Origin of the sequence: Dokdonia ponticola, from assembly GCF_042653865.1 — a bacterium.
Taxonomy (GTDB): Bacteria; Bacteroidota; Bacteroidia; order Flavobacteriales; family Flavobacteriaceae; genus Dokdonia; species Dokdonia ponticola.
This window is the reverse complement of the sequence record NZ_JBHSFV010000006.1, coordinates 208892-232364: the sequence shown is the minus strand read 5'-3', so window position 1 is coordinate 232364 and position 23473 is coordinate 208892. Positions and strand designations below refer to the sequence as shown.

At 36.0% G+C, this 23473-nt stretch carries 14 protein-coding genes; 8 read left to right on the top strand and 6 right to left on the bottom strand.

Translation table 11 applies throughout. The features are described from left to right. Positions 1-9: 9 nt before the first annotated feature. Both ACFO3O_RS11645 and ACFO3O_RS11640 read right to left on the bottom strand, forming a co-directional pair. Complete coding sequence (locus tag ACFO3O_RS11645) at positions 10-960, bottom strand: MlaD family protein (RefSeq protein ID WP_379978942.1); 951 nt, start codon at positions 958-960, stop codon at positions 10-12. A 62-nt stretch (positions 961-1022) separates the two neighbouring features. Continuing rightward, on the bottom strand, positions 1023-2156 hold the full coding sequence (locus ACFO3O_RS11640) for an N-acetylmuramoyl-L-alanine amidase family protein (protein WP_379979078.1): 1134 nt from the start codon (positions 2154-2156) through the stop codon (positions 1023-1025). A gap of 118 nt (positions 2157-2274) precedes the next feature. Here ACFO3O_RS11640 and ACFO3O_RS11635 point away from each other — a divergent pair, with 118 nt between their 5' ends. Then, a complete protein-coding gene (locus tag ACFO3O_RS11635) occupies positions 2275-5079 on the top strand; it encodes a putative LPS assembly protein LptD (protein ID WP_379978940.1) in 2805 nt (934 codons plus the stop codon). Between the two features lie 259 nt (positions 5080-5338). After that, complete coding sequence (locus ACFO3O_RS11630) at positions 5339-5719, top strand: RidA family protein (protein WP_379978938.1); 381 nt, start codon at positions 5339-5341, stop codon at positions 5717-5719. A gap of 70 nt (positions 5720-5789) precedes the next feature. On the opposite strand, the gene ACFO3O_RS11625 is transcribed toward ACFO3O_RS11630, so the two are convergent. The 4 genes from ACFO3O_RS11625 to ACFO3O_RS11610 form a co-directional block, all read right to left on the bottom strand. Continuing rightward, positions 5790-6659: an N-acetylglucosamine kinase gene (locus ACFO3O_RS11625; RefSeq protein WP_379978936.1), complete on the bottom strand. Its 870-nt coding sequence runs from the start codon at positions 6657-6659 to the stop codon at positions 5790-5792. 72 nt (positions 6660-6731) lie between these two features. Beyond that, positions 6732-7733, bottom strand: a complete 1002-nt coding sequence (gene gap / locus ACFO3O_RS11620) for a type I glyceraldehyde-3-phosphate dehydrogenase (protein WP_379978934.1) — start codon at positions 7731-7733, stop codon at positions 6732-6734. A gap of 24 nt (positions 7734-7757) precedes the next feature. After that, positions 7758-8744, bottom strand: a complete 987-nt coding sequence (pfkA, locus tag ACFO3O_RS11615; RefSeq protein WP_379978932.1) for a 6-phosphofructokinase — start codon at positions 8742-8744, stop codon at positions 7758-7760. 272 nt (positions 8745-9016) lie between these two features. Beyond that, positions 9017-13426 (bottom strand): translocation/assembly module TamB domain-containing protein, encoded by a 4410-nt coding sequence (locus ACFO3O_RS11610; protein ID WP_379978930.1) that lies wholly within the window; start codon positions 13424-13426, stop codon positions 9017-9019. 77 nt (positions 13427-13503) lie between these two features. On the opposite strand from ACFO3O_RS11610, the gene tsaD reads away from it, so the two are divergent. The 6 genes from tsaD (at position 13504) to ACFO3O_RS11580 (ending at position 23284) form a co-directional block, all read left to right on the top strand. Next, positions 13504-14541, top strand: coding sequence for a tRNA (adenosine(37)-N6)-threonylcarbamoyltransferase complex transferase subunit TsaD (gene tsaD, locus ACFO3O_RS11605; RefSeq protein ID WP_379978928.1), 1038 nt, complete (start codon positions 13504-13506; stop codon positions 14539-14541). Positions 14542-14543: 2 nt separating this feature from the next. Beyond that, positions 14544-15251: a 16S rRNA (uracil(1498)-N(3))-methyltransferase gene (locus tag ACFO3O_RS11600; RefSeq protein ID WP_379978926.1), complete on the top strand. Its 708-nt coding sequence runs from the start codon at positions 14544-14546 to the stop codon at positions 15249-15251. Positions 15252-15425: 174 nt separating this feature from the next. Beyond that, positions 15426-16442, top strand: coding sequence for a hypothetical protein (locus tag ACFO3O_RS11595; protein ID WP_379978924.1), 1017 nt, complete (start codon positions 15426-15428; stop codon positions 16440-16442). A 102-nt stretch (positions 16443-16544) separates the two neighbouring features. Continuing rightward, a complete protein-coding gene (uvrA, locus tag ACFO3O_RS11590; RefSeq protein WP_379978923.1) occupies positions 16545-19391 on the top strand; it encodes an excinuclease ABC subunit UvrA in 2847 nt (948 codons plus the stop codon). 199 nt (positions 19392-19590) lie between these two features. Further along, positions 19591-20286 (top strand): LOG family protein, encoded by a 696-nt coding sequence (locus ACFO3O_RS11585; protein ID WP_379978921.1) that lies wholly within the window; start codon positions 19591-19593, stop codon positions 20284-20286. Positions 20287-20455: 169 nt separating this feature from the next. Further along, positions 20456-23284, top strand: a complete 2829-nt coding sequence (locus tag ACFO3O_RS11580) for a gluzincin family metallopeptidase (protein WP_379978919.1) — start codon at positions 20456-20458, stop codon at positions 23282-23284. Positions 23285-23473 lie beyond the last annotated feature (189 nt).

Sequence of the window (23473 nt, the reverse complement as noted above, 5' to 3'; positions counted from 1 at the left end):
AGTATCCCCCTAACGTAACGAGTCTTTAGGTGGATTATACTCCTTTGCTTTTTTACCAAAAAGTGAGAAATGTACATATCGCTTCGGATTTAATCTCATATCCTGTAGCAACAATTCCATCTGCTTTGTGGTACGTTCCAAATTTACGTAAACTTGGTCATCCTGCAAAAGCTTTCCTGCCGTTCCTTGACCAGTTTTTAAATTATTTGCGATTACTTCAAAATCTGAGGTTAATTTTTCAATATTTGCTACCATCGTTCCTATCTCTACTTGAGAAAGTGAATCTGATATCTTGACAAAATTGGTGGAGATCTCCTCAAAATTTGCCATGGTACCATTAATCTTTTCTTTATTATCGGCCAATAGCCCATTCATAGACTGTGATGTTGTTTTTAACTCTCTTGAAATGTATGAGAAGTTTGCAATGGCTTCTTTTAAATTATTTTGCGTTTTTACATCCATCACTCTATTAAAGGACTTTACCAAAGAATCGGTATCATTAATAGCAGATTCAATAACGGCTTGAAGGGGTTCTAGGCGATCAGTAACTAACTCCATAATCCCCGTATCGATCTCTGAGGTAAGGGTATCTCCGTCTTTTGCGAGTTCGCCTTCATAACTCGGGATAATCGCAAGGTTTTTCCCACTTATAAAACCAATACCATACACTCTTGCAATGCTTTTATTTGAGAACTCAAAATCATTTACAACATCAAAATGCACTATCAATTTTCCAGTTTTGTCTGCAAATTTAATCGAGATTACTTTTCCAACAGTAAGACCATTGATGGTCACACTAGCCCCTGGAGCAAGCCCTTCTACATTGTCATACAAGGCGTAAAAGTTTCTATTCTTATCAAGTAAATTTTTCCCTTTAAGGTAATTGTAACCACCTATAAGAATCACAAGTGCTACAATGGCGAGTATTCCTGTTCTGACTTCTCTTGAAATTTTAAACATATAGTATTTTAAACAAACAACAAATGTAGGAATTTAAAAAGCATCTTCCCTTTAAGGAATCATTAATTTAACACTTGTTTTAATGGGACTTGGATATTATTTTTCTCGAAAGAAACAATAAAAGCCGTGCTGTAGCCTTTTGCTTTTGCCTCTTCTAGTTTTCTTTGAATCTCCGTGTAGTTGGAGGTCTCTCCATAATAATATTTGTACAAGCGATCTTTTTTAGTACGAGTTATTTCTTTAAGCCCTTTAAAATTGTAAGGTTGGGTATCTAACTTCGTTTTACTTGCTGCCAATTGCACCTTAAATGTAACCCCTTCTACAATTTTATCAGGCACCGTACTTTTTACTTCTTCTATTTTCTCTTCTTTTTCTTGGTTTGCAATCGCTTCATTATCTAAATAACTAAATACTCTGCTTTTATATTCTGTAACTGCAGAGGCGATAGCATTTGCCAATGCTTGCTGTCCCTTTGAAGAATTTAAATATTTTCTTTCTTGGGTATTTGTAATAAACCCTGTCTCTATAAGTACGCTGGGCATTACGGTTTGATGTAATACAATAAAACCTGCCTGTTTTACGCTACGATCTTTGCGCTTTAATTTTTTTCTGAAGTTGTCTTGTACTAAAGAGGCTAGAAATACACTTTGATCTAAAAATTCTTCTTGCATCAATTCCAATCCTATCGCAGATTCTGGAGAGTTCAAGTCATATTGCGCATAGGTTTCTTCATAATTTTCTTCTAGAAACACCACCGAGTTTTCAGCTTTTGCCACGTCAAGATTTGTACCATTACGATGTAAACCAAGCACATAAGTTTCTGCTCCATACGCTTGGGAAGTGTGCGCATTACAGTGTACAGAGATAAATAAGTCTGCTTCTGCTCTATTTGCGATCTTGCCTCTTTCATGTAAGTCTATGAAGACATCCTTTTTGCGTGTGTAGATCACCTCAACATCTTTATTCTTCTCAAGTTCTTTTCCAAGAGCAAGTACGATCTTAAGGGCTATATCTTTTTCTGGAGATCCCGTTTTAGACGGTTTTCCGTGGTCTTTACCTCCGTGACCCGCATCAAGTACCACCTTGAACTTTTTTTTAGGTGGATTTTGTGTTAAAGAATTGGCATTTATAGTAACAAAACTCAAGAGTAGCGTTAAATAAATACTAAATGAAATCAAATTACGCATCCTTTTCATCAAAATCTAATCTTTTAAGCGTTAGTTAGCCATATTATACAATAGCTAACGTAAATTGTTCACTGGTTATTTTCAAAATTACAAGAATTGAATTTCAACCCAAAAAATATACGTAATTTTGACACTCATAAATGATGCTTGTCACACAAAAATAGGATTAATCCCATTGCAAACAAAAACTGTACACTTTTCTTTCCTCATTTGTTTACTCCTGCTTAGTCCATTTTTGCTAACGGCACAGGAGTTTCCAACCAACAATAATGCCATCCCAGCAAAAAAGATTGATAGCACAGTGACCAAAGCTATTGAGGAGAATGTGAGTACGCTTTCGCGAAAGCAAACCCTCAAAGACACCACTGGTATAGTAAGAGATAGTGTACGTACCGATTCAGTAAAAGTAAAAAAAGAACCGCTTACAGATAAAGTGACCTACAAAGCTACCGATTATGAGCGCATAAGTCGTAGCAAGAAAAAAATATTCCTGTACAACGAAGCCGAAGTGATTTATGAAGATATCCAAATCAATGCCGGAGAGATCATCTTAGATTATGAGAACAATACTGTTTTTGCAAAAGGAATCAAAGATTCTAGTGGGGTGTATACGCAGATTCCCATCTTTAAACAAGGGATCAATGAGGTAAAACCCGATTCAATTAAATTTAATTTTGACTCAGAAAAAGCGCTGATCTATGGTTCTAGAGTTGAAGGAGCCGCGGGTCAAGACATTAATATAAAATCTGAAGTTAGTAAACGTGTCAATGACTCTGTAGTTTTTATGAGTAATGTAAAAATTACAACGAGTAAAGATTTAGACAACCCAGAATATTACTTTTATGCTAGAAAGGTAAAATTTGTCCCAGGACAAAAATTAGTGACAGGTCTTACCAATATGTACATCGCAGATGTACCAACCCCTATCGGACTTCCTTTTGCGTTCTTCCCTTTGGACAAACAAAAAAGTGTTTCTGGTTTTATTGTACCTAGTCCTGGAGAAACCAGACAAAGAGGCTATTTCTTGCAAAACGGAGGGTATTATTTTGCGCTGAGTGATTTTTACAATCTTGCGGTTACTGGTGATTATTATACCAATGGTAGTTATGCGATACGTGCCGATTCTGATTATAGATTACGTTATCAATTTAATGGACGTTTAAGTTTTAATTTTGAAAAAATATTAGCGAGTGAGCGTGGATTACCAGATTTTTCTGAACGGAACACCTATAACATCCGGTGGACCCACTCACAGGATCCAAAAGCAAGTCCCAATAGCCGATTCTCTGCTTCTGTGAATTTAGGAAGTAGTGACTTTTTCCAGCAATCGCTCAACCAAAGTAATACGGGTAATTTCTTGAATAATAATTTTAGTTCTTCGGTTTCTTACTCTCGGACATTTACTGGGAAAACACCTATTAATCTAACCGTAGCAGCCCAGCACTCTCAGAATTCACAAACAGAAGTCATTAACTTAACACTTCCGTCGGCACAACTAAACGTAGATCGTATTTTCCCATTTGCTCCAAAAACAGGAGCGAAAAAAGGTATTTTTCAAAACATTAATTTTAATTACTCTTTACGTGCCAATAACCAATATGTAACTACAGATAGCCTCTTTTTTACATCAGAAATGTTTAAAGATGGGCGTTCAAGCATACAACAGAGCATTCCGATTTCAACCAACTTTAAAGTATTTAAATACATAAGTGCTACTGTGGGGGCTAACTACACAGAAAATACTGTTTTTACGACGATAGATCAATCCTTTGATGAAGAAAACAGAGAGGTTGTAAGGGATACAATAAATGGAATTGCGTCTTATAGAACTTATGGGACAAGTGCTAGTTTAGGAACGACTATTTATGGGATTTTCCCTTTTAAAGAAGGCAGTAAAATACAATCCATACGTCATGTGATACGCCCAAATGTGGGGATTAGTTATACCCCTGCTTTTGATCAGTTTTTTGATAGTTACCAACGTACAGATCCTAATGATCCTACGGCAACAGAACTTACCGAAACTGTTGAGTTTTCTAGATTTGAAGGCAGCTTATTAGGCGCTCCCAGCAATCGACAAAATGCCTCCATATCGTTAGGAGTTAGCAATGTTATTGAAGCAAAAGTTAAAGACAAAGATACCGCTGCCACAGAAGAATATCGAAAAATTGCGCTCTTGCGTAACTTCAATTTTAGAACATCCTACAATATTACAGCAGATAGTTTAAAACTAGCTCCTATATCCGTGAGTGGAGCAATTCCTATCATAGAGAATAAGTTAGAAATTAATTTTAGTGCCAACTTAGATATTTATGCCCTAAATAGTAATAACAGACGGATCAATAGACTGAACATCAACAACGGTGGAAGCCTCTTTAGAATCACGGGAGCGCGCGCCAACTTTGGCTATAACTTTTCTAGCAGAGATTTTGGAAAAGACAAGGATAAAAACCTTGACCGAACAGAAAACCAAACTTTTGCCGCAGGGGGAAGACCCGATGATTTATTTGGCGGAGGTGTCGATATCACTGGAAATGGTAATTCCCTACCAGAAGATGATGAAGACCAGGAAGAGCAAGAAGTAGAGTTTTACAATTTTAAAATCCCTTGGAATTTACGTGTTTCTTATGAGGTGAGTTATGTGAATAACTCCCGACAAAATAATATAGGAACACACTCACTGGTTTTTAGTGGTGATGTAGAACTTGGAAAACGCTGGACTGTTGGAGGATCTTCTGGGTTTGACCTTGCCAATCCTGGATTTACGTTTACGTCTTTGCAGTTTGGGAGAGATCTAGAAAGTTGGAATTTACGCTTTAACTGGGTACCTTTTAGTAACCGTTCTTCTTGGAACTTCTTTATCGGAATTAAAGGAAGTATTCTTAGTGATATTAAGTATGACAAACGTCGTGCGCCAGATGAACGACTTTAAGGAAGACCTATTGATACTTTTTTAGCGCAAAAAAGTCAAGAATCCGTTTCAAAAAGCCAGAACCAAGATCGCTACGCTACAGAAATCAAGACTTTTTAACTAAGAATATAGTCTCTCCCACTACGTAGAGCATCAGAAATCTTATCATCTTAAGGATATATTATAAATAGAAAATCTATTTATCATCCCGTGATTTAGTAACTTTACTTTTAAATTCTCTTTCCTGCCTACCGGTAGGCAGGCGTGAAAACTATACAATATGAAAAAAATAATCGTAACACCTCATGCGCCAACACCTATAGGTCCTTATAGCCAAGCGGTACTTTCTGGAAACACCTTGTATACCTCTGGGCAAATTGCCATAGATCCAAAAACAGGCGAACTTTTTGAAGGAAATATCAAGGACGAAACAAAACTAGTGATGGAAAATTTAAAAGCTGTCTTAGCCGCAGCTGGTATGACCTTTGAACATGTAGTCAAGTCCACCATATTTGTAAATAAAATGAATGATTTTGCATCGATTAATGCCATATATGGGACATATTTTGATGAAAAAACGGCACCTGCTAGAGAAACGGTAGAGGTCGCCAACCTCCCCAAATATGTGAATGTAGAAATTTCTGTTATTGCGGTTAAGTAAAAAATAGATCACAAAAAAATCCCGCTTCTATCTAGGAGCGGGATTTTTATTTTATTTTTATTGTAGTCTCTTATTTATGAAGGATATGTGTCTTATGATGCTGTACCAATCCGTCGATAGGACGTTTTAAAACCTTGCCTTTTTTTAATCCATATTCCTTTAAAAGAATAGAAAGTTCTTTTTCTAAATAAAAAGCAATAGAACCTACAAAATGCACGGTAACTTCTCTTGCATTCTCATACTGAAAGATTTGATTCTCAATAAACAAAGAAAGTCCTTTACGGATCAAGTCTTGACAATAGTCATGATCTTTATTTTCGATTAAAAAACGCGCAAAAGTTGCTAAGTATGTATTAGGATTTGGACTCTTGTATAAGTTATTTTTAATATTTTCAGAACCTAAATCAAAAGCATTTTCAAATTTTGTAGCGAGATCACTAGGAATGTTGTTAAACTTAAAATCCCTAAGTAATTGCCTTCCAAAATAGTTTCCACTAGCATCATCCATAAGGATATAGCCTAAGGAAATTACTTTTTGCTCTATATCATGCCCGTTGTAGTAACTACAATTAGATCCTGTTCCTAAGATGCAAATAATCGCTTTTTCGTTTGCCTCGGTATCAACCGTAGCATACAATGCTGCGTAGGTATCTTCTTTAACGATAATCTCTTGCGCCTCTTTAAAAAATTCATCAAAGACTTCATATATAAGTTTACGAGGTTTTTCTACCCCACAGCCGGCTCCATAAAAATACAGACGACTTACATCATTTCTATGCTTATATAATTCAAAATTATTAACGATACGCTCTGTTAATATTTCTTGTGACAACACCTGCGGATTTAGACCTAATGTTTGTGTTTGGAATAACATAGTACCCTCTTCACTTAAGGCGATCCAGTCGGTCTTGGTAGATCCACTATCAACTACTAAAATCATATAGCACGAATGATTATTCAGAAAGTTTTGCTTGATGAATCATCTATACTCATCAAGCAAAACAGTTATTATTTATAGATTGTTTACTTTTTCAGCTAGGTCTACAAGTTTGTTAGAATATCCAAACTCATTGTCATACCAAGAAACCAATTTGAAGAATGTAGCATTTAATTCTATAGAGGCTCCTGCATCAAAAATACTAGTACGATCATCACTTACAAAGTCTTGAGATACCACACTTTCATCTGTGTAGCCTAAGATACCTTTCATGGCTCCTTCAGAAGTTGCTTTAAATACTTTTTTGATTTCTTCTAAAGATGTTTCTTTTTCTGTACGAACCGTAAGATCAACCACCGAAACATCTACCGTAGGAACTCTAAATGCCATCCCTGTTAATTTACCATCTACCTCAGGAAGTACTTTTCCTACTGCTTTAGCAGCTCCTGTAGATGCTGGAATGATATTATTAAGGGCCGAACGACCACCTCTCCAATCTTTTTTAGAAGGACCATCTACGGTTAATTGAGTCGCTGTGGTGGCATGTATAGTTGTCATTAATCCTTCTTTAAGTCCCCAATTATCATTGATTACTTTTGCGAGAGGAGCAAGACAGTTTGTAGTACAAGAGGCATTAGACACAATGGTATCTGCTGCTGTTAATTTTTCATCATTTACCCCCATAACAAACATTGGAGCATCTTTAGAAGGTGCAGAGATAACGACTTTTTTAGCTCCAGCTTGTATGTGATAGTCAGCGGTTTCTAAGGTTGTAAATATTCCAGTACAATCTGCTACAACCGTGGCTCCTACCTCATCCCATTTTAAATTTCTAGGATCTCTTTCAGCTGTGATGCGTATGGTTTTCCCATCTACAACAAGGTTTCCATCTTTAACAGAAATGTCACCGTCAAAACGTCCATGAACAGAATCGTATTTTAATAGATATGCCAAATGCTCTACATCTAATAAATCGTTAATAGCGACTACGTCTACATTATCACGCTTTACAGTTGCTCTAAAAACGATACGACCTATACGTCCAAATCCGTTAATTCCTAATTTTAAATTTCCCATTTCTTAGTTCTCTTTATATTAAATTTATGTGGTCATGATGTCTGACACACGTATCAATTCTTTATTAATTTTTGATTCTCCTTTTATAGCTCTTTCAAGTGGGGTAAGTTCCATCTTGTCATGTATGGTTCCTACCATATAATTACTTTTCCCTTCTAAAAGAGATTCTACGGCTTTTACCCCCATTCTACTCGCAAGCACACGATCAAAACACGTAGGAGATCCTCCTCGTTGCATATGCCCTAAAACAGAAACACGTACATCATACTCTTCAAGATTTTGATCAACATAGTCTTTAAGCTCAAAAACGCTTTTTCCTATTTTATCCCCTTCTGCTACGACAACAATACTAGAAGATTTTCCACTTTTCTTACTGCGTTCCAAAGACTCTACCAATCGATCGATTCCCATATCTTCTTCTGGGATTAGAATCTCTTCTGCTCCTGCTCCAATCCCTGCATTTAATGCAATATGCCCTACATCACGCCCCATTACTTCAACAAAGAATAGGCGATCGTGTGAGTGTGCGGTATCTCGTATTTTATCTATGGCTTCTACAGCTGTATTTAAAGCCGTATCATACCCCAATGTTCTATCGGTACCAATGATATCATTATCAATGGTTCCTGGGATTCCCATCACAGGAAAACCATATTCTGTATTAAAAACAAGTCCTCCTGTAAACGTACCGTCTCCGCCTATCAAAACAATGGCATCAATACCTGCTTTTGTAAGTTTATCAAATGCTATTTTACGACCTTCTTTGGTCATAAAACGTTTGCTTCGTGCAGATTTAAGAAACGTACCTCCTTTATTGATAATACCACGAACGCTTCGGGCATCTAATTCAACAAAATCTCCATCAATAAGTCCTTCATAGCCTCTATAAACTCCTACACTAGATATTTTGTGATAAGCACATGTACGAACAACAGATCGGATGGCAGCATTCATTCCAGGAGAGTCTCCTCCCGAGGTTAAAACTGCAATTTTCTTAATTTTTTGGCTCATATAATAGCAAATAAAAAATAAATTTAGGAAACTTATGGTACATACGTAAAGTATTTACCATCGATTTATGAGTATTCTTAATTTCAAACGTTTTCGTTTAACAACTTTTTTTAAGTAAGCTATCTATTGTTTAAAAAAAGGAGGGAATTGGCTTTTTCCGCTTTCGCGAAAGCGTACTTTTTCAAGAAAAATTCATAAAAGTAAATGCCATTTTAATACTATCACAAAATAGCAGGTTAAAACAGCGGTGAAATTAACAAGCTCGAAATAAGCTAATTTTTAAAAGTAACTCCGTCTGGACCTATCTTTTCCTGTGTTGCTTGTTGTTCTTTAAGACTGTCTAGCACCTCTTTTGATTTCCCTTTGAAGATTTTACGTAGGAGTTCTTTAAAAGAATTAAAGTCCACAGCATAAGAAATACCGGCTCCTTGTGTATATCCTTCTGTCTCCCCAATAAATTGAATATCGGTTTGTCTGTTAAATACTTTTGCTCTCAAGGCTCCGTTTTCACTCAATAGAAAGTCAATCTCTACATCACCTACAATCACACTCTCACTAATCCCTCCCGTAGGAACGCCCACTTTTCCATTAATAAGAACTCGATTAGAAATTTGAGTAGACAATGTAATTCCTACACGCCCCGCAGATTGCAAGTTAGGTGAGTTATCAGCTTGTACAAGATCTAAATTTACATCAAAAATACTATCGTCATCATTAAAAATGAGCCCTGATAATACCGAAGAGGTAGTCTCCAAGAGATTATTTACAGCTCCCGAAGTTGATATAGAGGCATTACTCAGAAATACCCCCTGAGAGACAAGCGAGATAGCATTAAGCTCTCTAGCGTTTTTATCACTAAGACGGTATTCTAGCTCAGAAACAACACTACTTCCTGTTCCTGGAAATTCTATTTCAAATGTAATGTCTGGCTTTAAAAGTTCTCCTTCTAAATTGATAACCACGTCTACAGGTATTTTACGGTTTACCGAAGGATTTTCTAAAAGAATACTAGGATTTGCTTCTGCTCTATACACTGCGCTAATATCTAGCAATGCTCCAGCTGGGTCTCCTTCCCAACGTATATTTCCGTCAGGTCTAAATTTGAACTCTTTTTGAAAAAGCCCTTTGTATTTAAAATTAAAAGTTCCGCTGTAAGCGATAAAGTCACCATACATATCAAACTTTCCGTTCGTGTCTAGTTGTATAAACAGTGTTCCCGCACCTCTTCCTTTTAGGGTACTCCCGTTTTCCTTATCAACCACGATTTCGATGAGCGCATCTGCATCTACATCAAGATCAAAATTGACAGAAAGTCCTTTAATTTCTGTCAAATCTGACACAACTCCATTTAATCTTGCCTCTTTCTCTTCTGGACTTAAAAAGTGAATATAAGAGCTGTCCCCAATAGATTCTGTATCATCAATGGGCACATTAAAGACGGTCCCTGGTTCGGTTTCTGCAAACACATCTATCACCATATTATCAACAGGACCTTTTAAGGTTGCGTTACCCGCAATAAATGCGGTTCCATAATAGAGGGATTCTAGATCTTCCTTAGTATCTAACACCAGCAATCTATCTGTACTCACCCCCAAATCAAGCCTCCAGTCACTAAAAGCGTTATGAGAAATTGAGCCATTTAACTCTCCTAGTGTTTTATGTTTTACATCTTCAAGTTGTATAGCATTAAAGATAAAATTTTGCTTACTTAAGGAAACACTAGAAAGGCCTTTAAAATCATAGTCTGTATTTAAGTAAGGTATTTTAAGACCTCCGTCTCGGATTTGTAGCTCTCCATTGATATCCGGGTTTTTATAATTACCTGTTACTTTTGCTTTTCCATTTACATACCCTCGGATTCTTGAAATGACACCCTCCCCCAATGCATCAAAAGGAGCTAAATTAAAATTTGTCAATCCTACATCTAGATCTATGGTGGCATTAGTCCCTTCTCCTACGGTTATATTTCCTTCTGCTACTAGAGGAGCCCCTTTTTGGTTTTCTAATCTTGATTTAATATCATACGTAGAGAGCGAGGTATTGCCCTCAACAGTTAGATCAAATTGCCCTAACAAATATTCATTGATTGTAAACGCATCTATACCTATTGTAGAATTAGGATAATACGCGCGATCCTTTTGTAAGAGATCTAATTTTCCATTTACACGTCCTGCTAGGCTTAAGTTTTCTATAGTTGGTGTAATTTTGGCTAGGTCAACATTTGTAAATTGTGCTTTAATATCTTTATAAGTACTATCTCTCAAGACGCCTTTGAGGTCAATGCGCTCATCTTGATGCGTTAATGCTATAGTTTCTATATCAAGATCTTTAAAATTATTATCAAAAACAATACGGTTACGTTCGTTATTCTCTTCATTTATATACCACTCATTATTTTTAAAAACGACCTTTGACTTCTTAAATCCAACCACAGAATTACCATCTTCGTTAATGGTATGATATAATGATAAATCGTAGCGGTCATCATTACGTGGACCTCCAGAAAATTCGGATCGCATAAATAAAGTATCCTTTAAGGTTACATTAATGAGATTAAAATCTGAAACGGCATAAAAGCCTGCATCTATACTATCGGCAGCGATATAGGTGTTAAATAGTGGGTTTTTATTATCTACCTTGACTTCTATAGCTTCTGCCATATTGCCAAAGGCTTCAATCCTTGGAGATTTGAAGGTTAGTTTAAATTCAGAATCATTAGAGATAACACTTCCTTTAATGATGGTTTCTGGTTCAAATTCTATTTCTGGAACAAAGACTTCTACAATCTTATTATTAATCGTAAAATCAAAATCCATAAATTGATCTTCGGTCAATACCTCTGGCTGATAATTTGTGTAGAGACTTCCGAGTGCATTTCTAAATAAAGGGACTACTTCATTAAATCTAAAATTACCACTAACAGTACCATCTATTATGTCTGAAGAGTTAATGGCTATTGTACGTATATTTTTTTCGTCAAAATCAGAGGTAATATCAAAATCTTTAAAGTAATACGTATCATTTTTATTCTGGTATACCGCATCAAAGAAGGATAGTTTTCCAAAAGCATCTTCAATCCCTGTACCTTTCATATCCATAATTACATTTCCCTTAAGAATAGAGACACTGTCCTTTACAAGATTGAGATTAACAAGATTTGCATAGGTGATATCTGCCTCAAAATCATAGCTGTTTATTTTTTTTGAAACATCTATAAGACCATCCACCTTCGCCGTTAGATTGGCATCATTAATAATGATTTCTCCATTAAAAACAGGATTTTTAAGATCACCAAAAACAGTGATGTCTTTGTATTTATAATTATTATAATTAATGTAATAGATAACACCAGATAATTTAGTGTCTAGAAACTCTTGAAGAAATCCTTTACCATCAACCTCAAAATCTACAGATGTTTTTCCTACCCTTGGGTCATTAATGAATTTACCTAAATTAAAATTATCAAAATCAATACTTCCCTTATACGTAGCGGAGTCTGTATTTTGATAATTAGTCAATAACATGTCTATATATCCATTCCCCAATCCTGAGGTAACAACACCCTCTGTGTTGAGTGTAGTGTTAGTAATTACGGAAGATCCAATCATTTCAATAATGCCGAGTTTTGACATTTGAGGAGGTAATGTAGAAAGCACCTCGGGCAATAATGATTTTAAATCAAAATAGGTTGTTTTTACAGATCTGTAATACCCCTCTATTTCAAATTGATCACCCTTTATAAGGTTCGTAAACTTTACATCACCTTGGATCAGAGAATTATTCAATCCTGACACATCAAGATTTGTTACTTTAAAATCATTCAGCACCCCCGTTACGTCTCCTGTTAGAGAAAACATCTTGTCCTTAGCAAAGCCATCATAAAATGGAGAAATATCATTTGTGGAGATATTCGCTTTCGCGAAAGCGGCCTCAATAGCAACCTTATTAATAAAATCAGACATTTTATCTCCCGACGTATCTAACGCGATATCACCTTCTATCTCTGAAGACTCCGTGGTTAAGACAAATTGTTGCAATGTAATCGAATCTGGATCGTAATGAAAATCACCTGTAAGTGAAGAGATTGCATATCCTCTTTTTGCTGTAAACGTAAGGTGATCTATCTGCGTATCAACCACTTCACCAACGAGTGTGAAATCATCTAGCTGTGTTTCTAATTGTGTATAATCGAGTACTAACGGATCGTCTAAATTTTCATTGCTATATCTGAACATCGCATCTTCTAGCGTAATTTTAGAAGAAGTCAACGTAAAAGGAGGTGCATTGGGATCAGGATTTTCAGGGGCAAACTTCTTAGAGAAAATAGAGATGTTATCACTGTCTTCGTCTTTATAAATTTTGAGATGAAATTGAGTGCCATCTAAATCGATACTTCCTAATTCAAGGTTTCCATCTATCGCTTTTTTTACACTTAAAATGCTCGTAGCAATGGAACGTGAATAAATTAAGGTATCCTGATGATGATCTTCTATATAAACTCCTTTAATATTGATATCGTAATTCCATTTAAGACCCACCCTATCTATGTGTATGGAAGTACCGTATTTCTTATTTATTTTATTAGTAACAATAGTAGCCACTTTCGTTTGTACCGCTGGAATTGAAAAAATCAATAGCAAAAGCACAAAGAATACCAATAGAAATCCTATGGTACGTAACACTATTTTTTTAAATTTCTTGATACGGCTTATTGTTTTAACTTTGTTCCTTACTTACAACTTGCGTGCCTACTATGACTATGAACTCAACAAATTGTTATTTACTTGCTATTGAATCTTCCTGTGATGACACGGCGGCAGCTATACTGCACAACGATAAAGTACTCTCTAATGTTGTGGCTACGCAAGAAATACACCAACAATATGGTGGTGTTGTTCCTGAACTTGCTTCTAGAGCACACCAACAAAATATAGTCCCTGTGGTAACAGCTGCTTTACGCAAAGCAAATATCGACAAAAAAGAACTAAGCGCCATAGCTTTTACAAGCGGACCTGGACTGCTAGGTTCTCTACTTGTAGGAACATCATTTGCCAAGTCATTAGCGCTTGGTTTGGACATTCCTCTCATAGATGTAAACCATATGCAAGCACATATACTAGCTCATTTTATTGATGAAGAAGGCTATGAAAAACCTACATTCCCATTTTTAGCGATGACTATTTCTGGAGGTCACACACAGATTGTACGCGTAGATAGTTATTTTAAAATGTCAGTGATAGGTCAAACGATAGATGACGCGGTAGGAGAGGCGTTTGATAAAAGTGCAAAATTACTAGGACTCCCCTATCCCGGAGGACCTTTGGTAGATAAATGGGCAGCAGAAGGAAATCCAAAAGCATTTCCTTTTACCAAACCCAAAGTAGAAGGACTCAATTTTAGTTTTAGCGGACTAAAAACACAAATCATGTATTTTATCCAAAAGCAGGTTCAGCAAAATCCTGATTTCATTGAGCAACATATCGCAGATGTATGTGCCTCTATTCAATATACGATAGTTGGTATTTTAATGGATAAGCTAAAAAAAGCAGTCAAACAAACAGGAATTACACAAGTTGCGATAGGCGGTGGTGTCTCTGCAAATAAAGGCATTCGAAACGCACTTGTACAAGCAGAAAAAAACCTAGGCTGGAAAACCTATTTACCAAAATTTGAATACACTACAGACAATGCCGCTATGATCGGAATTGTAGGTTATTTAAAATACGTACATGAACTAAAAGAAAAGAACACCTACAAAGACACGGGAGTTCACGCACAATCACGCCTTAAAATATAAGTATGCAATTATTTTACAGCGCATCCATCTCAGAAGACTCTGATCAGTACACCTTTCCTAGAGAAGAGAGCAAACATATTATTCGTGTATTACGCAAACAAATCGGAGATACTGTTGATATCACCAATGGTAAAGGGTTTATTTTCAAAGGAGAGATTATAGATCATAATCCCAATAAATGTACGATTCAATTGCATAGTGCTACCTTTAAAGAGCCTATCCCCTACAGACTTCATATAGCTATTGCTCCGACAAAACTAAATGATCGTTTTGAATGGTTTTTAGAAAAAGCTACCGAAATTGGAATTACAGAAATCACCCCTATTGTTTGCGATCACAGTGAACGTAAACAAATAAAAGAGGAACGTTTTAAAAAAATCATACAAAGTGCGATGAAACAATCCTTACAAACACACCTTCCAGTATTACAACCTATCACCAGCTTTAAAGATTTTATGACTTCTCAGCCAAAAGCTACGCTCTCTTGCATTGCCCATTGTGAAGAAGGTATAAAGCATCCGCTGACTAAAGAGTTAACCGCCGGAAAAGACGTTTTAATTCTTATAGGACCCGAAGGAGATTTTTCTCCAGAGGAGATCAAACAAGCAGTAACACTAGGTTACAAAGAGATCACACTAGGTAACAGCAGATTACGAACAGAAACCGCTGGAATTGTGGCCTGCCACAGTATTTCTTTTTTACAGCAATAATTTAGACATATAAATATTCTATTAGAATTTTATACCAAATCCGCATCAAAAAGCATCATTTTTCTTACAAATCTTGCTGTTTTATTTTGTGATTCTATATTATAGTTGTTTATTTACAGGCTTCTTTCTAATGTTTAGAAAAAAGGCCCAACTTATTGGCAATAAATTACCTAGATGAAATTAAGAGGTTTTATCAAATACGTTGTGCCTTATATCCCCGCTTTTGTAAGCACTTTGGGATGTATACTCATTGTATACGGACTTCAGTATTGGGTGCCTCAAGAAACACTATCTAGAGATAAAATAGACACTGTTTTACTAATTATTTGCATCACAAGCATTCTTCTTGTAATTGTACTGTTTGTATTTATCCTTAACAAAACCAATCAAATCCGATTCAGTAGCAACACGTTAAGCACTGAATTAAATGCATTAACCCAAAAAATGCATCATTTCAGGAATATTGTAGATATTTTAGTTCGCTCAGAAGTATGGAAAACAGGACTTAAAGACTATATTGACAAAGAGTTTGGCGGACTGAATTACTTCACAATGAAAGAATTTTACAAAGGGAGGTCCAAACTCGCTTTAGAATATATTGAAGAAAACAATCGATACGGTGATTCAGAAAGTCTATACTTAGAATCAAAATCACTATTGCTAAACGATCCGTCCGATAGTAAAGTGGACTCCTTTTCCAATCCCCGATCCTATTCACCCCGGATCCTCAAAAAATGGATAGAACATAAGTGTGGATCTGGTATTTGGTATTATTTTGGGTACAAATACACTTCGTACAAAGATGAGTTAGACGTAAACCGCATCTATGAACGTCATCAAGAAAAAATACTAAGTTATGCTGTACAACTAGATACCCATCGATATCAAGACATGGGGTTTAGTGAAGAATTACTCTCAAAATTAGGAGAACAAATGTCTGAGGAAATCATCCCTAGGTTATTTAGTATTACCATGCAATCACAACAACGCATTCCTAAGATTATTAATTTCGCTTTTGTACTCCTTGCCCTACTAACCTTAATGGGTGTTTTTCTGCCTATAGGAAGCTTACTCTTCCAACTTCCCGTATTCTATAGCTTTCTATCCATAGGATTTGTATCTAGTATTTTATTATTTATGACACTCTCTATCTACCCATTTGTCTTAAAAGAAATTAATACAGGACGATAAATTTTTACACTCTACAAAAACCTATAAGATTAACAATACATAAACGTATCGTCCTTTCTAATCTGCTGTCAAATAAGTAACTTTGCAACTTTTGGTAATTTTATGGCACAAACAGAAGACAGTATTGAAGTTTACGGAGCTAGAGAGCATAATCTTAAAGATATAGATGTCATTATTCCAAGAGAAAAACTTGTAGTCATTACAGGACTCTCAGGAAGTGGTAAAAGTTCACTTGCTTTTGACACCATCTATGCCGAAGGGCAACGACGTTATATCGAGACCTTCTCTGCCTATGCACGACAATTTTTAGGAGGCTTAGAACGCCCAGACGTTGATAAAATTCAAGGACTATCCCCAGTCATTGCCATTGAGCAAAAAACGACTAGTAAAAGTCCGCGATCAACGGTAGGAACTATTACCGAAATCTATGACTTTTTACGCCTTCTCTTTGCCAGAGCAAGTGACGCCTATAGCTACAATACAGGCGAAAAAATGGTTAGCTATACAGATGACCAGATAAAAGACTTGATCACTCAAAGTTTTCAAGAAAAACGCATCAATATCCTCGCGCCTATTGTACGTTCTCGCAAAGGACATTATAGAGAACTCTTTGAGCAAATCGCAAAACAAGGCTTTGTTAAAGTCCGCGTAGATGGAGAGGTCAGAGATATTGTAAAAGGGATGAAAATCGATCGCTATAAAACACATGATATAGAGATCGTTATTGACCGATTGGTGATTCAATCTAATGCAGATGATGATAAACGCTTGCGCGAAAGCATCAACACAGCTATGTACCACGGCGATGATGTACTTATGGTATTAGACCAAGACACTGACGAAGTTCGCTATTTCAGCCGAAATTTAATGTGTCCGTCTACAGGCATATCGTATCCGAACCCAGAACCGAATAATTTTTCCTTTAACTCGCCCAAAGGCGCTTGCCCAAAATGTAATGGCATTGGCGAATTGTATGAGGTAAACGTTGATAAAATCATTCCAGACAAGAAGAAATCTATTAATAACGGGGGGTTAGAACCCCATGGACCTCACAAAAACAATTGGATCTTTAAACAACTCCAGCTTATAGCTGATCGATTTGATTTTAAACTCACAGATCCTATAGAGAAAATCCCGCAAGAAGCGATGGACTTTATCTTTTATGGAGGTAAAGAAAAATTCTCGATTCAATCGAAAGAATTAGGTGTTACCCGTGACTTTAAAATAGATTTTGAAGGCGTTGCCAATTTTATAGAAAACACCTTTAATTCTAGTGAATCTACCTCCTTAAAGCGTTGGGCAAAAGGATATATGGACAAGATTTTATGCCCGGAATGTGAAGGCTCTAGACTCCGCAAAGAATCCTTATTTTTTAAAGTAGAAAACCAAAGTATTGCGGACCTTGCACAAATGGACATTTTAGAATTGCAAGAATGGTTTTCAACATTAGAAGCTAACCTTTCTGAAAAGCAAGTCAAAATCGCTTCTGAAGTTGTGAAAGAAATCAAAACCAGAATTCAATTTTTGGTAGATGTGGGACTTACATACTTATCATTACACCGTAATTCTAAATCCTTATCCGGAGGAGAAGCACAACGTATTCGTCTTGCTACTCAGATAGGATCACAACTGGTCGGTGTACTCTATATTCTTGATGAACCTAGTATCGGATTACATCAGCGAGATAATCAAAAACTAATCAACTCCTTAATTTCGCTTAGAGATATTGGCAACTCTGTTATTGTAGTAGAGCATGATAAAGACATGATAGAACGTGCAGATCACGTGATTGATATTGGTCCAAGAGCAGGAAAATACGGAGGCGAGATTATAAGCGAAGGAACCCCAGAAGAACTATTAACGCATCACACCCTCACTGCTCAATATCTCAACGGAGAAAAAGAAATTCCCGTTCCTGAAAAACGAAGAGCAGGTAATGGTAAAACCATAGAGCTTAAAGGGGCCACTGGGAATAACCTAAAGAATGTCAATATTTCTATCCCTTTAGGAAAGATGATTGCTGTCACAGGTGTATCAGGAAGTGGAAAATCGACCCTCATTAATGAGACCCTCTACCCTATTATGAATGCTCATTATTTTAATGGTGTCAAAAAACCAATGCCTTACAAAAGCATCAAAGGACTAGAGCATTGTGATAAAGTAATCGATATTAATCAATCTCCCATAGGAAGAACTCCGCGTTCTAATCCCGCTACATATACAGGCGCTTTTAGCGAAATCAGATCTCTTTTTGCTAAAACACCTGAAGCGCTTATCCGAGGGTATAAACCAGGTCGTTTTAGCTTTAATGTGACAGGCGGACGTTGCGAAACTTGTAAAGGGGGAGGCTTGAGAATTATCGAAATGAACTTCCTTCCAGATGTATATGTAGCCTGTGAGACCTGCCAAGGGAAACGTTTTAATCGAGAAACCCTAGAAATACGGTACAAAGGAAAATCGATTGCAGATGTATTAGAAATGACCATTCGTGAAGCCACAGACTTTTTTGAACCAATCCCAAAAATCTATAGAAAACTCAAAACCATCAAAGATGTAGGACTAGGATACATTACACTAGGGCAACAATCGACTACCCTATCTGGAGGGGAGGCACAACGCATTAAATTAGCCACGGAGTTAAGCAAACGTGACACAGGAAATACGTTTTATATTCTAGATGAACCTACAACTGGGTTGCATTTTGAGGATATCCGTGTCTTAATGGAGGTCTTAAATAAGTTGGTAGATAAAGGCAATACGATTCTGATTATTGAACACAACCTAGATGTGGTCAAAATAGCTGACTACATCATAGATATTGGCTATGAAGGAGGAAAAGGCGGTGGCGAAGTTGTCGCTAAAGGAACCCCAGAACAGCTAATTAAAAATAAAAAGAGCTATACTGCACAATTTTTAAAAAAAGAAATGAATCCTGAAGTCACGGTATAAGGTGACAAGGATTTATGATATTACATATAATTAACTGATATTTACTTTTTAATCGCTTTCAAGGAATGTAATGACGTAGAAGTTTATATGGAGCGTAGTCGAAATACGAAAACATAAAAATTATAAAATCAAGAAATTAACATAGTAGAATTAGACTTTTTTAATATACGTAAAAAGTCAGACGTAAAATAATAAAACAATGGCAATACACGGTGAGACAAGAACCAAAGGATGGAATGAAATAAAGACAAATGATTCTTGGGCAATATTTAAAATTATAGGAGAATTTGTAAGCGGATTTGAAAAAATGAGCCAAATAGGACCTTGTGTGTCTGTATTTGGAAGCGCACGCACTAAAACGAACGATCCCTATTATCAACTCGCTGTAGATGTCTCCCAAAAAATTGCTGAAAATGGTTATGGGGTTATTACAGGAGGGGGTCCAGGGATTATGGAAGCAGGAAATAAAGGAGCGCATCTTGCTGGTGGAACTTCTGTAGGATTGAATATAGACCTTCCTTTTGAACAACATGACAATCCATATATAGATAGTGATAAGAGTCTTGATTTTGATTACTTCTTTGTTCGTAAAGTGATGTTTGTAAAATACTCACAAGGGTTTGTTGTGATGCCTGGAGGTTTTGGAACCTTAGATGAGCTTTTTGAAGCGATCACCCTTATCCAAACACACAAAATTCAGAAATTCCCAATCATCCTAGTAGGGACAGATTTCTGGAGTGGCCTGTTGGACTGGGTAAAAACGACCTTACTAGGAAAATTTGGAAATATCAGCGCAAAAGATATTGATCTAATTCACCTCGTAGATACGCCAGATGAAGTCATTGAGGTCCTAAATAATTTCTATGAAAAATATGAATTAAGTCCAAATTTCTAAAACAAAGGCACTCCAAAAAAAATGAGATACTACAATCTTCTGTTAGAGGTATCTTATGTCAAAAGAAGTTTGTTAATTAGCACCTTTTAAGGACTACGCCTAAAGAAGTTTTAATAAAAACGAACATTAAGCGTTATGAATATGAATCTTATAATTCTTTGAGTATATATTGAAAATAAATCAAATCGTATTTTTAGTGATCTGTTGGCTATACACACCTGTTATAGCTCAAAATACCATTGGGGTAAATGCACGTTTACTCCCCGATGATGACACTATTGAAATTACGCAAACCATTACCTATCAAAATACAACTCAAGATACCTTAAACACTATATATCTCAATGATTGGGCACATAGCTTTTCCTCTAAAGAAACAGCCCTTGCCGTTAGATTTGCAGAAGATTTTGAGAAAAAATTCCATTTAGCTAAAGACGAAGAGAGAGGGTTTACCACGATCAAATCTGTCTACGATGGTAAAAGTTATTTACAATACAAAAGACTCGAAAAAGCACAAGATATTATAGAGATACCGCTTAAAGAAGCACTACTTCCAAAAGCATCTTATAGTCTCAAACTAGTCTACAAAGTAAAACTTCCATACGCTCGGTTTACAAATTATGGGGTCACAAAAAACAAAGACTACAATCTCAGATATTGGTATATCACACCCGCTATATATGATGGCGATTGGCAATATTACAGTAATAAAAACTTAGTAGATCGTTATTACCCAAATAGCGATATACAAATCACATTTTCGTTTCCAAAAGAATATGAGATCATCTCCGATTTTGAAACACGTATAGAGAACACTTCCTACAATACCAAAGAGAAAATAGCCATCCTCAACGGCAAAGATCGTATTAATCCTAGGGTATATCTAACTCAAAATTCAGAATTTGAAAAAATAGAAACAGACTTTTTAACCCTTCACTCAGATATTGATGATCGGCAGATAGGTGATCCCATCAGAGCTCTTATTATAGACCGTATCGCAGGATTTATGAAAAAAAATCTGGGAGAATACCCTCACGAAACACTTCTTGTTACTCAAATAGACTATAAAGAAAATCAGGTATATGGACTTAATCAATTACCCAATTTTATACGCCCCTTCCCTGATGGTTTTCAATACGAGATCAAACTTGTAAAAACGATCATTAATAAATACGTAGATAATACATTACTTGTAAATCCCAGAATGGATCGATGGATCATCGATGGCATTAAAATCCATCTGATGCAACGATACATCGATACTTTTTACCCTAATTTAAAGATTGTAGGAAGCTTAGACAAATACTGGTTAGTGCGCCAATTCTATCTTTCTAAGTTAGAGTTTAATGATCAGTATAACCTGATGTATATGAATATTGCGCGACTGAATCTAGATCAGCCGTTATCAAAACCATATGACTCCCTTATAAAATACAATGTCCAAATTGCCAATGCCTATAAAAGTGGCGCCGGACTTACGTATCTCGGTGACTTTTTAGGAGATGATGTTGTAGAAAATACGATTAAAGAGTTTTATGCAAACTATAACCTACAACAAGGAGTAAGCTCTAAAAATTTTGAAGAACTCATTCGCAAAAACACAGAAAAAGATGTAGACTGGTTTTTTAATGAATATGTGACGACAAGACGTAAACTCGATTTTAAAATAAAAAACTCAAAAAGAGAAGGAGACTCCCTTATTGTCACCATTAAAAACAAAAGAGACAACCCAGCCCCTATTTCTGTATACGGCTTAAAAGATGGGGAAGTCGTTTCAAAAACATGGGTTGAAAATATAAAAAATACAAAAACGGTAACACTTCCTGCAGATAGTGTCGATAAAGTTGTTTTAAATTACGATGAAATCATTCCAGAATACAACCTTAGGGATAGCTATCACAAACCCAATGGGTTTTTAGGAATCAATAAACCTATTCAATTTAAATTTTTACAAGACTTTGAAAATCCTTCAAAAAATCAAGCCTTTATTATCCCAACTGTAGAGTTTAATATTTATGACGGGGTCAGCCCAGGGCTTAAACTCTATAATAATACCATATTACGTAAGAATTTTAGGTTCAAACTGGAACCACAATACGGACTTCGCTCCAAAGCTCTTATAGGAAAAGCATCCCTATCCTATACGCATTTCTTAGAAGATAGTAACCTTTTTAGCGTCCGCTACGGACTTTCTGGAAACAGATCCTCTTTTGGACCTGATTTATTCTTTGAACGGTTTATCCCTTTCTTAAATTTTAGTTTTAAACCAAAAGATTTTCGACAAAACAGAGGATCTAATTTATCGACTCGATTTGTACGCGTACAAAGAGATGAAGACTTCAGGCAAGAGTCACAAGATCCAGATTACTCAGTGTTTAATCTCCGTTTTTCACATTTTGATCGTGCCATCATCAATACCGTAAGTTATAATCTAGATTTACAAATTGCCAGAAATTTTAGTAAACTCTCTGCTACCTACTTTTATAGACATTTATATCTAAGTAATCGCCAGTTAAACTTACGATTTTATGCAGGTGCATTCCTGAAAAATAAAACGCGAGATAGCGGTGACTTCTTTAGTTTTGCGTTAGACAGACCTACCGATTATCTCTTTGACTTCAATTACTATGGACGATCGGAAGATAGCGGAATCTTTAGTCAGCAGTTTATTTTTGCCGAGGGAGGATTTAAATCCAATCTAGAGCCTGGTTTTGCAAATGAGTGGATCACTACGATCAATGCAAGCACAACGATCTGGAAATATATTTATGCCTACGGGGATGTAGGTCTTGTTAAAAATAGATTTAAAGATCTTGTACCTGTATATGATGCAGGAGTTCAAGTAAGTCTTCTAGATGATTTTTTTGAAATATTCCTGCCCGTATATTCTAATCTCGGTTGGGAGATTGCACAACCTAATTACGATCAAAAAATACGTTTTATCGTTTCTTTAGACATCGATACGCTGATACGCCTTTTCCAACGAAGATGGTATTAATACCATCTACTTATTTAATGTACAGGAATACGACAGGTATAGTATAGTATAACACCCTTAGAGCATCTGCCTACGTCCGCTTTCGCGAAAGCGTACACACCCCCTTTTCTATTTATCAATTTCTTAACAGAAACCTAAATATTTGTATTTTATTAAACTATTCTCTAAAAAAACGCATTTATTTTGAAT

Bases quoted from the DNA above. Each gene is read 5' to 3' on its own strand.
- ACFO3O_RS11645 (WP_379978942.1), bottom strand. From the start codon at position 960: ATGTTTAAAATTTCAAGAGAAGTCAGAACAGGAATACTCGCCATTGTA.
- ACFO3O_RS11640 (WP_379979078.1), bottom strand. From the start codon at position 2,156: ATGAAAAGGATGCGTAATTTGATTTCATTTAGTATTTATTTAACGCTA.
- ACFO3O_RS11630 (WP_379978938.1), top strand. From the start codon at position 5,339: ATGAAAAAAATAATCGTAACACCTCATGCGCCAACACCTATAGGTCCT.
- ACFO3O_RS11625 (WP_379978936.1), bottom strand. From the start codon at position 6,659: ATGATTTTAGTAGTTGATAGTGGATCTACCAAGACCGACTGGATCGCC.
- gap (WP_379978934.1), bottom strand. From the start codon at position 7,733: ATGGGAAATTTAAAATTAGGAATTAACGGATTTGGACGTATAGGTCGT.
- pfkA (WP_379978932.1), bottom strand. From the start codon at position 8,744: ATGAGCCAAAAAATTAAGAAAATTGCAGTTTTAACCTCGGGAGGAGAC.
- tsaD (WP_379978928.1), top strand. From the start codon at position 13,504: ATGAACTCAACAAATTGTTATTTACTTGCTATTGAATCTTCCTGTGAT.
- ACFO3O_RS11600 (WP_379978926.1), top strand. From the start codon at position 14,544: ATGCAATTATTTTACAGCGCATCCATCTCAGAAGACTCTGATCAGTAC.
- ACFO3O_RS11595 (WP_379978924.1), top strand. From the start codon at position 15,426: ATGAAATTAAGAGGTTTTATCAAATACGTTGTGCCTTATATCCCCGCT.
- uvrA (WP_379978923.1), top strand. From the start codon at position 16,545: ATGGCACAAACAGAAGACAGTATTGAAGTTTACGGAGCTAGAGAGCAT.
- ACFO3O_RS11585 (WP_379978921.1), top strand. From the start codon at position 19,591: ATGGCAATACACGGTGAGACAAGAACCAAAGGATGGAATGAAATAAAG.